General features: G+C 60.6%; 10 protein-coding genes and 1 pseudogene. 4 read left to right on the forward strand and 7 right to left on the reverse strand.

The annotated features are described in order from the left end of the window. Positions 1-102 precede the first annotated feature (102 nt). From plsX to ASG35_RS06520, 3 genes and pseudogenes are all read right to left on the reverse strand, one after another. Positions 103-1,102: pseudogene (gene plsX, locus ASG35_RS06510) on the reverse strand (phosphate acyltransferase PlsX); the annotation flags it as partial. Positions 1,103-1,273: 171 nt separating this feature from the next. Further along, the gene (gene rpmF, locus ASG35_RS06515) at positions 1,274-1,453 is read right to left on the reverse strand and encodes a 50S ribosomal protein L32 (RefSeq protein WP_056354381.1); all 180 of its coding nucleotides are present in this window, start codon (positions 1,451-1,453) and stop codon (positions 1,274-1,276) included. 118 nt (positions 1,454-1,571) lie between these two features. Continuing rightward, entirely contained in the window at positions 1,572-2,225 is a 654-nt protein-coding gene (locus ASG35_RS06520) for a YceD family protein (protein ID WP_056354383.1), read from the reverse strand. A 407-nt stretch (positions 2,226-2,632) separates the two neighbouring features. Here ASG35_RS06520 and ASG35_RS06525 point away from each other — a divergent pair, with 407 nt between their 5' ends. Next, positions 2,633-3,247, forward strand: a complete 615-nt coding sequence (locus ASG35_RS06525) for a Maf-like protein (protein ID WP_056354386.1) — start codon at positions 2,633-2,635, stop codon at positions 3,245-3,247. Beyond that, positions 3,244-3,963, forward strand: a complete 720-nt coding sequence (locus tag ASG35_RS06530) for an SAM-dependent methyltransferase (protein ID WP_056354389.1) — start codon at positions 3,244-3,246, stop codon at positions 3,961-3,963. The genes ASG35_RS06525 and ASG35_RS06530 overlap by 4 nt, the downstream gene beginning before the upstream one ends. A gap of 67 nt (positions 3,964-4,030) precedes the next feature. Here ASG35_RS06530 and ASG35_RS06535 read toward each other — a convergent pair whose 3' ends face one another. From ASG35_RS06535 to ASG35_RS06550, 4 genes are read right to left on the reverse strand one after another with little or no spacing between them, the layout of a single operon-like run. Continuing rightward, positions 4,031-5,044, reverse strand: a complete 1,014-nt coding sequence (locus ASG35_RS06535) for a S49 family peptidase (protein WP_056354392.1) — start codon at positions 5,042-5,044, stop codon at positions 4,031-4,033. Positions 5,045-5,096: 52 nt separating this feature from the next. Further along, complete coding sequence (locus ASG35_RS06540) at positions 5,097-5,483, reverse strand: Rieske (2Fe-2S) protein (protein WP_056354395.1); 387 nt, start codon at positions 5,481-5,483, stop codon at positions 5,097-5,099. Continuing rightward, complete coding sequence (locus ASG35_RS06545; RefSeq protein WP_056354398.1) at positions 5,480-6,139, reverse strand: HAD-IIIA family hydrolase; 660 nt, start codon at positions 6,137-6,139, stop codon at positions 5,480-5,482. The genes ASG35_RS06540 and ASG35_RS06545 overlap by 4 nt, the downstream gene beginning before the upstream one ends. Further along, on the reverse strand, positions 6,140-7,144 hold the full coding sequence (locus ASG35_RS06550) for an RluA family pseudouridine synthase (RefSeq protein WP_056354402.1): 1,005 nt from the start codon (positions 7,142-7,144) through the stop codon (positions 6,140-6,142). A 953-nt stretch (positions 7,145-8,097) separates the two neighbouring features. Between ASG35_RS06550 and ASG35_RS06555 the strand changes: the two genes are divergently transcribed. Together ASG35_RS06555 and moaA are read left to right on the forward strand one after the other, a co-directional pair. After that, positions 8,098-11,460, forward strand: coding sequence for an Rne/Rng family ribonuclease (locus tag ASG35_RS06555; protein WP_056354405.1), 3,363 nt, complete (start codon positions 8,098-8,100; stop codon positions 11,458-11,460). A 215-nt stretch (positions 11,461-11,675) separates the two neighbouring features. Then, positions 11,676-12,785, forward strand: coding sequence for a GTP 3',8-cyclase MoaA (gene moaA, locus ASG35_RS06560; protein ID WP_056354408.1), 1,110 nt, complete (start codon positions 11,676-11,678; stop codon positions 12,783-12,785). Position 12,786: the final 1 nt, after the last annotated feature.

The following is a 12,786-nucleotide window of genomic DNA, read 5'->3' on the forward strand; positions in this document are numbered from 1 at the left end:
CGGCCGCGTCGTCGACCGGGGCGACGGATGCGGCCGGGTCCGGAATCACGGTGCCGGCTGCATCAGCGGAAGCGCCCAGCGCCGCTTGTTGCACAGGAGCAGCATTATCTTCCATGGCGCGCACAAGCCGTTCCAACACGCCATTTTTGACCGCATCATACCCGCGTTTGATAGCCCACTCAAACCCGTAGGCTTGTGCCGAGCCGTGACTCTTGATGACGAGTCCGCGCAATCCGAGCAACGCTGCGCCGTTGTATTGGGCGGGATCGACGCGTCGTTTGAAGCGCTTGAGAACCGGCAATGCGACGATCGCCATCAGTTTGGTGGCGAGCGACCGGCTGAATTCTTCGCGGATCATGTCGGTGAGCATTTGCGCGAGACCTTCCGATGTCTTCAGCGCCACATTGCCGACAAACCCGTCGCACACGACTACGTCTGTCGTGCCTTTATAGATGTCGTTGCCTTCCACGTTGCCGTAGAAGTTGAGCGTGCTTGCGCGCAGCAACTCGCCGGCGCGTTTGATGGTCTCATTGCCCTTGATGACTTCTTCGCCGATATTGAGCAGGCCGATAGTCGGACGCTCCTTGTTGCCGATAGCAGCAACGAGCGCATGGCCCATCTCGGCGAATTGCAGCAGATGCTGCGGCTCGCAATCCACGTTCGCGCCCAGGTCGAGCACGGTGGTGAAGCCTTTCTGGCTTGGCATCGCAAACGCGATAGCCGGGCGTTCGATGCCCGGCAGCGTCTTCAACACGTAGCGCGACACCGCCATCAGCGCACCGGTGTTGCCCGCCGAGATGCAGGTCTGCGCCTGCCCCTCCTTGACGAGATTGAGCGCCACGCGCATGGACGAATCTTTTTTCCGGCGCAGCGCGACTTCCACCGGATCGTCCATCTCGACCACTTCGGTGGCGGAGACGACCGTCAACCGGGTTTCGTCGACGGCTTTGCACTTCTTGAGTTGCGCACGGATAGCCGACTCGATGCCCACGAGCAGCAAATGCGCATCGGGATGCGAACGCACGAAACTGACGGCGGCGGGAACGGTCACGGACGGGCCGTGGTCGCCTCCCATGCAGTCGATGGTGATCTTTACGGTCATGGAGTGCGACGAATTTCAGGCACAAAAAAGCGGCAGTGAAATGCCGCCTTCTTGTTGCACCAGGAAGATGTCAAACGCGAGCGACCGTAGCTCAAATCATGTGTCAGACCATGAGTCAAGACGGCGACGCGAGACGCACCAAGCGTCGCGGACGCACTACGCGCCGAACGCTTAGTCGTTCTTCGTCTTGATGACTTTCTTGCCACGATAGTAGCCGTTCGGGCTCACGTGGTGACGCAGATGCACTTCACCCGTGCCCGGCTCGACAGCCAGTGCCGGTGCCGTGAGGAAATCGTGCGAACGATGCATGCCGCGCTTGGACGGCGATTTCTTGTTTTGCTGAACTGCCATGATGACTCCAGAAAAATTTTGCGAATTCTAACACAGCTCGACACACCGGCGACCCTGACCTCAAGGCCAGTGAATCGATCCGGGTGCATCGCGCCAAATGACGGATACCTTTGACTCTTTAATGCGTGTCGTTGCCGGAACCGCCCTGCTTGAGCTTGCCGAGCGCGGCGAACGGATTGGGTCTTCCGGAGCCGCCATCCTGCTGCGAGTCCGCTTCGCCATTCAGACCACCTTCGTCCAGCTCGCCCTCGGCGCTGTAGACACCTGTATTCAGGCTCTCATGCACTTCGGGACACACGTCGTGCTTGGGCACGAGCGGCAGGGACAACAACAATTCATCTTCGATCAAGTCGATGAGATCGAACTGGCGCGAGCCCACGATCACTTCGACTTCATCGTTGTCGAGCGGAAATTCGTCCGCTTCTTCTTCCGTCAACACAACGCGATACGTTGCGTCGACATCAAGATGCTGCGAGTACGGCGACAAACACCGCTGACATTCGATCCACACCGACCCGTGCACGGCGAGCCGCAAGTACGGCTGCGGCGCCTCAGTGCCGTCGTCCTGTAATTCGGGCTGCATGGAGCCTTCGGCCTGCCATGAAAACACCGTGTCGCGATCGGGCGCGTCCGCCGGCACTTCATTGAGCAAGCGCGGCAACTGCGAAACCCGTACGCCGCCTGCTGCCTGCCGGCGGCTTTGCGCAAAGTCGAACAGGTCGAGCGAGCGCAAGTCCGCGGGACACGCAGGTTTGCCAGGATTTTGTGTCATGTGCGCTCCTGCAGGTGATCATTACCGCGACAGTCTGAACGGCGAGTCACGGAATACGACCGGGATGGAAACTGCAGTATGCACCGCACGGAACCCGTCCGGCTGGTGTGGTTTATCCCGAGTTATTCCGACCGACACGGCTGGACAAAGCGGAGGAATCACGCGTTTTGCTGCGCCTTCGAAGTCAGCGATCCGGTTTCTGGCCCCAAAATCACTACACGCCTCGGTACACTTTCACTTGTCGCGCTTCAATCCCGTTCCATCGGACAATGCGGAAAAGCGCTTTGCATACCGATGAAAAGCCCAAAACTATAGCGGCTTTGTCTTTTCGAGTCAAACACTTATCCTTCGAGTTGCGGCTCGGCCGCCACGACCTCTTTCCTACTTGTTTATAGCCGGTTCTTTTCATGCCCGATGTCTCAAATCAGCCGCGCCTCGTCCTTGCGTCGAGTTCGCGTTACCGCCGGGAATTGCTCGAGCGCCTGCGCATTCCGTTCGATGTAATCACGCCCGATATCGACGAAACGCCGCTTCATGGAGAAACGCCCGAAGCCACGGCGTTGCGGCTTTCGGTAGCGAAAGCGCAAGCAGCCGCGACGCGTGTCAGCCATGCCTCCGGCGTGCTTGTGATCGGCTCGGACCAGGTCGCGACGTGCGATGGCCGGCAGATCGGCAAGCCCGGCACGCATGAAAACGCCCGCGCCCAGCTTCAGTCGATGCGTGGAAAAAGCGTCGAATTCCACAGCGCGCTATGCCTTTTCGATAACCGCACGAACCACGTTCAATCTGCAGATATCGTCACGCGCGTGCAGTTTCGCGACCTTTCCGATGAAGAAATCGAAGCGTATCTGCTCGCCGAAACGCCCTACGACGTGGCCGGAAGCGCGAAATCCGAAGGACTCGGCATCACGCTCGTGGAGTCTATTCATTCCGACGATCCCACCGCGCTGATCGGTTTGCCGCTCATCGCGTTGTCGAAAATGCTGCGCGCGGCCGGATTCTCTTTGACGGAGGCTGCATGAGCGGCGTTTTGTATCTGATTCCCAACACACTCGGCGAAGGCGACAGCGCGGCGCTCGCCGACGTCCTGCCCGAACCCGTAAGGGCGCGCGCCGCAGTGTTGCAGTATTACATCGGCGAAAACGCGAAAACAACGCGCGCATTCCTGAAGAAAGTCGGCACCGAGCGGCCGATCCAGGAAATCGAAATCCGCGAATTGAACGTGAACACGCCACCGGGAGAAGTCGAGAAGTTGCTTAAGCCGATCCTGGCCGGCACCGACGCGGGACTCGTTTCGGAAGCCGGCTGCCCCGCCGTAGCCGATCCCGGCGCATTGCTCGTGCGCCGTGCGCATGAACGCGGTGTGAAAGTCGTACCGTTCGTTGGACCGAGCTCGATCTTGCTGGCGTTGATGGCATCTGGAATGAATGGGCAGAGTTTTGCGTTCAACGGCTACCTTCCCGTCGATGCCGCCGAGCGCGGCAAACGCCTTCGCGAACTCGAAATGTTGTCGAGGAAGGCGAACCAGACGCAGATTTTTATCGAGACGCCGTACAGGAATCGGGCGCTGCTGGACACGTTGCTCGCGACGTGCGCACCGTCGACGCTGGTTTGCGTCGCGGTCGATCTGACGATGCCGGATGAAACGATCGTCACGCGGACTGTCGCCGAGTGGAAGAAGAAAGCCGCGCCGGAACTGCATAAGCGGCCGGCGATCTTCCTCTTGCTGGGTGCGTGAAAAGGCATGAAAAAACCGCTCGCCTGAATTTTCAGGACGAGCGGTTTTCAGTTTCTTGCGCCAACAATTACTTCAACTGCATCTTGCCGCCCATCATCAGCGCGCTCATGGATGCATTGCCGACCGCCGCGCCAAATTTTCGCGCAACGCGCTCGCCGATGCTCTCCTTTTGCGTGTAATCGATGATATCCGGCTGCTTCACGATCTCGCGCGCCACATAATCCGCGTCGCCGAAACCATCGGCGAGACCGAGTTCAACGCTCTTTTGCCCCGTCCAGAACATGCCCGAGAACAAATCGGGATTGTCTTTCAGGCGCGCGCCACGGCCCTTTTTGACGGCATCGATAAATTGCGCGTGAATCTGGTCCAGCATTTCCTGCGCGTGGGCGTCCATTCCCGGCGTTTCCGGCGAGAACGGATCAAAAGCGCCTTTGTTCGCGCCCGACGTGTGCAGGCGACGCTCCACGCCCAGCTTGCTCATCAGGCCCGTGAAGCCGAAACCGTCCATCAGCACGCCGATAGAACCCACGATGCTCGCTTTATCGACGTAAATCTTGTCCGCGGCCGCAGCGGCGTAATACCCGCCCGACGCGCACATGTCGTTCACGACCACATAAAGCGGCTTCGACGGATATTTGGTCCGCAAACGCGTGATCTCGCGATTGATGATGCCGGCCTGCACGGGACTTCCGCCCGGGCTGTTGCATCGGAGGATCACGGCTGCGGTGGCGTCGTCTTCGAACGCGCTGTCTAGCGCTGCGTTCACGTTGTCCGCGCTGGCGTCGCTATTAGCGGAGATTTCGCCTTCCAGCTCGACGAGCGCCGTGTGCCGCGCGGTTTTCGATACCTTGTCGCCGGTGAAATCGAAGGCGCGCCAGACCGCGACGGCCAGGATCGCCAAGAAAACGAAGCGGAAAAAGATCCGCCAGCGGCGCGCCGAGCGCTGTTCGTTGATGGCCGCGAGCGCAATGCGTTCGAGCGCGGCGCGCTCCCAGTTTTCGCCCTTTGCACCAGCCGGAGGAAGAGCCGCAGAGGTCGGGCGAGCCGGGTCGGAAGGTTCAGTGGGAATGTGATCGGACATGCGTCGCCTGGATGACAGATTAAAGATTGAAGATTAAACGGGGATTTTGGATTCAAGCAGGACGAAGGTCGTCGTCGGGAAGCCAGAAAACGGCGCGGCCTTCCGGCGTGTCGCGCTCTTCGGTTTCGATCTTCCGCAAACGCGCGCCGCGGCACGGGCCGCCAACGCATTTTCCCGTATCCGGCTCGTAAATCGCGCCATGGGTGGCGCACATCAAGTATAAGCCGGAGCTCTCGAAGAACTTGCCCTCGGACCAGTCCAGCTCCATGGGGACGTGCGCGCACTGGTTCAGATAGCCGAACGGCCGGCCGTCGTAACGGACGAAAAATACCGTCGCTTCACCGCTTTTGCCGACTGCGTTGCGGCGAAGTCCGTCGCCGCCATCGACCAGTTCCTCCGATGCACACACGCGCACCGCTTCGGGCGCCGCTCCGGTCATGCGTTCTCCCGCAGCCAGTCGCCGAGCGCGGTCACGTTTTCGGCCACGAATAACGGCTCGAGCGCATGCAGCGACTTTGCCGGATGCGCACCATAGGTCACGCCGACGGACGCCGCGCCCGCATTCTTCGCCATTTGCAGATCGTGCGTGGTGTCGCCGATCATCACCGTACGGTTCACGTCCTGGCCGAGTTCGCGCGTCAGTTCATGGAGCATGGCCGGATGTGGCTTGGAGAAGGTTTCATCGGCGCAGCGGGTGCCGTCGAAAAGGCTTGTCAGGCGCGACTGGTCGAGCGCCCGGTTCAAACCAACGCGGCTTTTGCCCGTCGCGACCGCCAGCAAATAACCTTCGTCGCGAAGGTTTTGCAGCATTTGGCGCACGCCATCGAAAAGCTCGGTCTGTTCGCCCTTGATTAGATAATGAAAGCGATACCGCTCCGCCAGCTTCGGATAATCGATGGGATCGAGCGTGGGCGCCGCGATCTGCAATGCGTCGCGCAAGCCGAGTCCGATCACGTAGCTGGCGGCTTCATCGGCGGGAACGGGCAGGCTCAGATCGCGGCATGCCGCCTGAATGCTGCGCGTAATGTGCGCCGTGGAGTCCATCAAGGTGCCGTCCCAGTCGAAGACAATCAGGTCGAATTGCTGACGCGCCATTTATTGTGTCTCTCTGGAAGATTGTTTGAGTTGTTCGATAAACCTTTTGCATTCGGCCGGCAGCGGCGCCTCGACCTGAAGTGTCTCGCCTGTCGCCGGATGCACGAGTTTCAGCCGGAACGCGTGCAGGAACATACGCTTGAGCGAAGGATCGGCATTCGGGCGCAGCAAATTCTTGTTCAGCGCAAAGTCGCCGTATTTGGCATCGCCGGCAATCGGCAGGCCGATGTGCGCCATATGCACGCGAATCTGGTGCGTGCGCCCGGTCTTCAGTTCGGCTTCGACCCACGCGTATTCATCGAAACGTTCGATCAGGTTGAAAACCGTGTGCGACGCAAGGCCGTCGTCCTGAACCCGCACGCGCCGCTCGCCCTCGGGCGTCAGATATTTGTGCAAGGATTCTTTCACAATCCTTCGACGTCCCCAGCCGGCGAGCCACTCGCCGTGACCGACTGCCTGATAGCGTTTATCGATCTTGTTGTCGCGCATTTGCTCGTGAAGGTTCACAAGCGCTGAGCGCTTTTTCGCGAGCATCAGCACACCCGACGTCTCCCGATCCAGCCGATGCACCAATTCCAGGAACTTGGCCTGCGGACGCGCATTGCGCAGTTGTTCGATTACGCCGAACGCCACGCCGCTGCCGCCATGGACCGCGACGCCGGCGGGTTTGTCGATCACGATCAAATGATCGTCTTCAAATAGTATGGGGAATTCGGCCGCGGGTGCGTTCGACGAAACCGGTGTCTCGTCCAGTTGAGCGATGCGTATAGGCGGCACTCGAACCAGGTCGCCCATTTCCAGCCGATACGCCGCGTCGATGCGGCCTTTATTCACACGAACTTCGCCGCTTCGCAAAATCCGGTAAATGTGACTTTTCGGCACGCCTTTACAGACGCGGAGTAAAAAATTGTCGATGCGCTGACCCGCCGCATTTTCGTCGATCTCGATCATGGAGACCTGTTCGCTTGCGACCTTTTTATGGGATGTTTTGCCTAACTCATTCATTCTGAATATAATTTGCGGACAGTCTGTAAAAAGCCACTAAGCTGGCCGGATGTAGTCAGACTGTACAGGTGCAAGCGGATAACCGTTATTTTACTTGCGCCCAGGGCCAGTTGCTCACCCGGAAAATGGAGTAACAAGTTGCACGCACGGCGATATCGCGCGGCAGGGACGGTGCCCACAGGCGCGTTCGGTCGAGTCGATCGCCGACACGGTAACGGAATTTTGGCGATCAAGAATTTTATCGGCGAGAGTTGATGAAGGCCGGGTTTTAATTCGGCCGACTTCCGGATTCGACCCCGGGTATCAGGCAGGTATCGAGAAGATATTGGGCGGGTATCCGGTCTTGGGTGAATGGAACATCAACGCTTTGCCGTAGCGAAGAAACAAGGGTCTGCTGCAAGCTGCGCTGAAACGGGCGAAGCGTGGCGGACATTGTCATAAGGCGAGACACCCAACGCGGTTATTGGGCGCTTTGAGCGCCTGAAAAACCACAACGGCAGTCTGCTGCAGTTTTGAAGAAAGCCTGGTGGTTGTGATCCCGCGCTGCTTGTACGTTGCTAGTACGTATTTGTACGTTTTTGCGCAGAAAACCCCGGCCGGAAAAGAGACTGCTGCAGGATGCATCCGGCTGCTGCTGGCTGCGCTGCCGGCTCCTCGATTCGGTTGAAGAACGTCGAGCCGCAGTGCTGTGCCGCTTAAGCCGACAGCCGTCGAATCACGGCGTGTCAAACCCGTTCGCATGTGCCCAGGGCTTTCTGCCTGTCGCGACGTACCTCGTCGCACATTGGTGGCAACGCCCGCTCCAGGCAATTCTCCTAGCCAGAACTCCGCGCCCAGCGTGCTTTGTGACAACAAACACATAAGCGCGGCGCGCCCGCCCTCCTGCTTCACGCGACTGACAACCGCGCGAATTCGCTCGACGGGGGCCGGTAGAGCCGCTCTGGAGCCGTCCAATGAAACGCATGCTGTTTAACGCGACGCAGCAAGAAGAATTGCGCGTCGCCATCGTCGATGGGCAAAAACTCATCGACATCGACATCGAAACCGCCGGGCGCGAACAGCGCAAAGGCAATATCTACAAGGGAGTCATTACCCGCATCGAGCCCTCGCTCGAAGCCTGTTTCGTGAACTATGGCGAAGACCGCCACGGTTTTCTGCCGTTCAAGGAAGTTGCCCGCCAGTATTTCAAGGACGGCGTGGACATGCGTTCTGCGCGCATTCAGGACGCGCTGCGCGAAGGCCAGGAACTGATCATCCAGGTCGAAAAGGAAGAGCGCGGCAACAAGGGCGCGGCCCTGACCACGTTCATCTCGCTCGCCGGACGTTACCTCGTCCTGATGCCGAACAACCCGCGCGGCGGTGGTGTATCGCGCCGGATCGAGGGTGACGAGCGCCAGGAATTGCGCGAGACGATGGCCCAGCTCGATTTGCCGGAAGGCATGAGCATCATCGCGCGGACAGCAGGGATTGGCCGTTCGGCCGAAGAACTGCAGTGGGATTTGAACTACCTGATGCAATTGTGGCGCGCGGTGGAAGCGGCGTCGCAAAGCGGCGTGGCTGGCAAGCCGATGCTGATTTATCTCGAATCCAGCCTCGTGATCCGCGCGATCCGCGATTATTTCCAGCCGGATATCGGCGAAATTCTCATCGATACCACCGAGATCCATGACCAGGCCAGCGCCTTCATGGACATCGTGATGCCGGATAACTTGAGCAAAGTTAAGCGCTATCACGACGACGTTCCCCTCTTCTCCCGTTTCCAGATCGAACACCAGATCGAAACCGCGTATTCGCGCACGGTGCCGTTGCCCTCGGGCGGCGCGATCGTGATCGACCACACGGAAGCGCTGGTTGCCATCGACGTGAACTCGGCGCGCTCGACCAAGGGCGCGGATATCGAGGAAACGGCAACTCGCACGAACCTCGAAGCCGCCGACGAAGTCGCGCGCCAGTTGCGCCTGCGCGATCTGGGCGGTCTGATCGTGATCGACTTTATCGACATGGAGTCGGCCAAGAGCCAGCGCGAAGTCGAGCAACGCCTGAAAGACGCGTTGAAGCACGATCGTGCGCGCGTACAAATGGGCAAGATTTCGCGCTTCGGTTTGATGGAATTGTCGCGTCAGCGCCTGCGTCCGGCGCTTTCCGAAGGCAGCCATGTGACATGCCCGCGCTGTAACGGCACGGGCCATATTCGCGATACCGAATCGTCCGCGCTGCAAGTGCTGCGGATCATTCAGGAAGAAGCAATGAAGGAAAACACCGCGGCAATTCATTGCCAGGTGCCGGTGGAAGTCACCGCTTTCCTGCTGAACGAAAAGCGTTCGGAAATCAACAAGATCGAGTCGCGCTTCAAGGTCAACGTGGTGTTGATCCCGAACAAGCACCTCGAAACGCCGCATTACAAGCTGGAGCGCCTGCGTCACGACGACACGCGTCTGGACGAGCCGCGTGCATCGTGGAAGATGGCCGAGGAAGCCGCGCACGAGCTGGAATCCGAAACGGGTTACAGCAAGCGCAGCGAGGAAGTGAAGCCCAAGCAGGAAGCCATGGTCAAGGGCATCACGCCGGCTTCGCCTGCGCCGAGCGCGCCGGTGAAGGTTGCGGCGGCTCCGGTCGCGGCGCCCGCGCCTGTGGCGGCATCGACGGGCGGGTTTATCGGCTGGCTGAAGAACCTGTTCGGCGTGCAACCGGAAGTGAAGCCGGCGCCCGCGCCAGTCGTCACGCCAGCACCGGCACGTCCGGCACGCGGCGAGCGGCCGGAACGCTCAGGCCAAGGTGGCGATCGCAACCGGAATCGCCGTGGCGGCGCCGGTTCGCGCGACAGCGCAGCGGCCGTTGCAGGTACGCCGAGCGCGCCGGGCACGGCAAGTGGCCGTCAGAATCCGCGTCGCGAGGAACGGGAACCGAAGGAAGGTCGCGAGCCGCGTGAAGCACGTGAACCGCGTGGTGGCCGTGAAGGCCGCGAGCCGCGCGAAGGTCGCGAGCCGCGGGAAGGCCGTGAACCGCGTGAAGCACGCGAAGGTCGCGAGCCGCGGGAACAGCGTGAGCCGCGCGAGCCGCGTGAATCGCGCGATAACCGTGAGCGTACGGAAGCTGCCGATCGAGGTGAACGTCGTGAACGCGGCGATCGTCCGGAACGTGGCGAGCGTAAGAAACCGCAGCCGGAAGCGGCCGTCGAAGCATTGACGCAAAGCGAAACGGTGGTTTCTGACTTTGCAGAAAACGCGCAAGCAGGCCAGGAATCGCAGCAAAACGGCAGCGCCGACGCATTGCAGGCCGATCAGGCGAGCGCCGCGCGTGAAGGCGAAGAGCGCCGTCGCCGTCGTCGTGGCCGTCGTGGTGGACGCCGCGATCGCGAGGAAGATGGCGTGACGGTCAATCAGGCTGCGGATATTGCGGAAGGTGAAGGCACGGCTGAAAGCGCTGATCCGGAACGCGCTCAAGCTGGCGTTTTCGATACCGATGGCGACGATACCCGCGAGTTCGCGCCCGCTGCAGTCAAGCCGGTTCAAGCAACTCCTGCACCAGCGCCGGCTGTAACGGTGGAGCCGGTTGCCGCTGCGGCAGTCGCCGTGACCGAATTGCCCGAGCCGGTTCGCGCCGTGCCGGTAGAAACGGCCGCGCCGGTTGCTACGCCTGCAGCCCAGCCGATCGAAGCGAAGCACGCCGAAGCCGAAGGGTTCGTGGTGCAGCGCGAGGCGCATGAAGTCCATACGCAGCATGCAGCGACGGAAACGCCCGCCATCAACGTGTTCGAGAAGCCGGCAGCACCGCAGCCGGTCGAAAACCCGTTTGGCCCGACGCCGAAGGTAGCGGAACAAAAGCCGGCGAGCCCGTTCATCGATACCCCGAAGGCCGAGGAACCTGCAACTGCTCAAGCTGCGCCGCAAGCCGTCGAAACGCTTGCCCAGCCTGCTGAGCCGTTGAAGACGGCGGCTGTGGCTGCATCGCCGGAATCGGAAATGGTGTCGGCGATTGCCCCGCCCGCGCCAGTCGTGGCGGAAGCGTCTGCGCCGGTCGAGTCCGAGCCAGTGAAGGCGTTTGAAGCGGTGGAAACGGCGGCTCCGGTTCATGTTGCTCCGGCGCCGACGGTCACTCCAGCCGCTCCGGTCGCGCTGAAAGAAGAAGCCCTCAAGCCGATGCTGGACACGGCGGGTCTCGTCTGGGTGAACACCGACGCCGACAAGCTCCGCGCCGCCCGCGAAGCTGCGGCTCAGGTGGAAGCGCCGAAACGCGTCGTGCGGGAGCGCAAGCGCCTGCCGCCGCTCGATGCTGCGCCCATGCAACAAGTCGAAACAGGTAAAGATGCGCAATAACGGCGCTGATTAAGCGTCCAGCGATTTGCCAAAAGCGCCACGTGACTCAGGTCCGTGGCGCTTTTTATTATTGCGTGTGCAAAAACACCATAAAGCGAGAGCGGCGGCCCACCCCGGAACCGCCGTTCCGCTAAAATAACTTGTTCGAAGTCAATAGCAGCCAAAAGGGCGTTTGCTCAGGCACCCCGCCGCTGCGTGCGAGAAATAAAACGATCATGTCCCGCCGCATCATTCCCGTCACCGATGTCACCGCGATCCCAGCCTTCCCGGGAGCCGTGGCGACGCCGACTGGATTGCTCACTGACACGCTCTCACGCGATTTGCGCGATCTGCGCATCTCGGTGACCGATCGTTGCAACTTTCGCTGCGTGTACTGCATGCCACGCGAAGTGTTCGATAAAAACTACGAATTCCTGCCGCACAGCGCGCTGCTTTCCTTCGAGGAAATCGAGCGGCTGGCGCGGCTTTTTGTGGCTCATGGTGTCGAAAAGATCCGGCTGACCGGCGGTGAGCCGCTGTTGCGAAAGAACATCGAATTTTTGATCGAACGGCTGGCGCTCATGCGCACACCTGAAGGCCGACCGCTCGACATCACGCTGACGACCAACGGTTCCATTCTCGGCCGCAAAGCCCGGTCGCTGAAGGACGCGGGTTTATCGCGCGTTACGGTGAGTCTCGATGCACTCGATGACGCGTTGTTTCGCCGCATGAACGACGCTGATTTTGCCGTTGCCGATGTGCTCGATGGCATCGAAGCGGCGCACGCAGTCGGGCTGGCGCCGCTCAAGGTGAACATGGTCGTCAAGCGCGGTACGAACGACGCCGAAATCGTGCCGATGGCGCGCCATTTCAAAGGCAGCGGCACGGTGCTGCGGTTTATCGAATATATGGACGTGGGTGCGTCGAACGGCTGGAACATGAGCGAAGTGTTGCCCTCGTCGGATGTCGTTGCGCGCATTGCCGAGCATTTTCCATTGCGGCCGCTCGAAGCGCACAACGACGCCGAAACCGCGCAACGCTGGGGTTATCAGGACGGCAGCGGCGAAATCGGCGTGATTTCCAGCGTTACGCGCGCGTTTTGCGGGACTTGCACGCGGGCGCGATTGTCCACGGAAGGCAAGCTTTACCTGTGCCTGTTCGCAACTTCTGGTCACGATCTGCGCGCTTTGATCCGAAGCGGCGCGAGCGACGCGACCGTCGCCACGGCCATCGCGCGGATCTGGGAAGCGCGCACCGACCGGTACTCCGAGCTTCGCGGCAGTAATTCGTTGCCGGCAGCAGATCCGGACGCGCGGCGCGTCGAGATGTCGTACATCGGCGGCTGAT

The organism is Burkholderia sp. Leaf177, from assembly GCF_001424345.1.
Lineage (GTDB): Bacteria > Pseudomonadota > Gammaproteobacteria > Burkholderiales > Burkholderiaceae > Caballeronia.

Excerpts from the sequence above, each read along its gene's own strand:
- ASG35_RS06540 (WP_056354395.1), bottom strand. The coding sequence starts at position 5,483 with ATGACCGGAGCGGCGCCCGAAGCGGTGCGCGTGTGTGCATCGGAGGAA.
- moaA (WP_056354408.1), top strand. The coding sequence starts at position 11,676 with ATGTCCCGCCGCATCATTCCCGTCACCGATGTCACCGCGATCCCAGCC.
- ASG35_RS06520 (WP_056354383.1), bottom strand. The coding sequence starts at position 2,225 with ATGACACAAAATCCTGGCAAACCTGCGTGTCCCGCGGACTTGCGCTCG.
- ASG35_RS06535 (WP_056354392.1), bottom strand. The coding sequence starts at position 5,044 with ATGTCCGATCACATTCCCACTGAACCTTCCGACCCGGCTCGCCCGACC.
- rpmF (WP_056354381.1), bottom strand. The coding sequence starts at position 1,453 with ATGGCAGTTCAGCAAAACAAGAAATCGCCGTCCAAGCGCGGCATGCAT.
- ASG35_RS06555 (WP_056354405.1), top strand. The coding sequence starts at position 8,098 with ATGAAACGCATGCTGTTTAACGCGACGCAGCAAGAAGAATTGCGCGTC.
- ASG35_RS06545 (WP_056354398.1), bottom strand. The coding sequence starts at position 6,139 with ATGGCGCGTCAGCAATTCGACCTGATTGTCTTCGACTGGGACGGCACC.
- ASG35_RS06550 (WP_056354402.1), bottom strand. The coding sequence starts at position 7,144 with ATGAATGAGTTAGGCAAAACATCCCATAAAAAGGTCGCAAGCGAACAG.
- ASG35_RS06525 (WP_056354386.1), top strand. The coding sequence starts at position 2,633 with ATGCCCGATGTCTCAAATCAGCCGCGCCTCGTCCTTGCGTCGAGTTCG.
- ASG35_RS06530 (WP_056354389.1), top strand. The coding sequence starts at position 3,244 with ATGAGCGGCGTTTTGTATCTGATTCCCAACACACTCGGCGAAGGCGAC.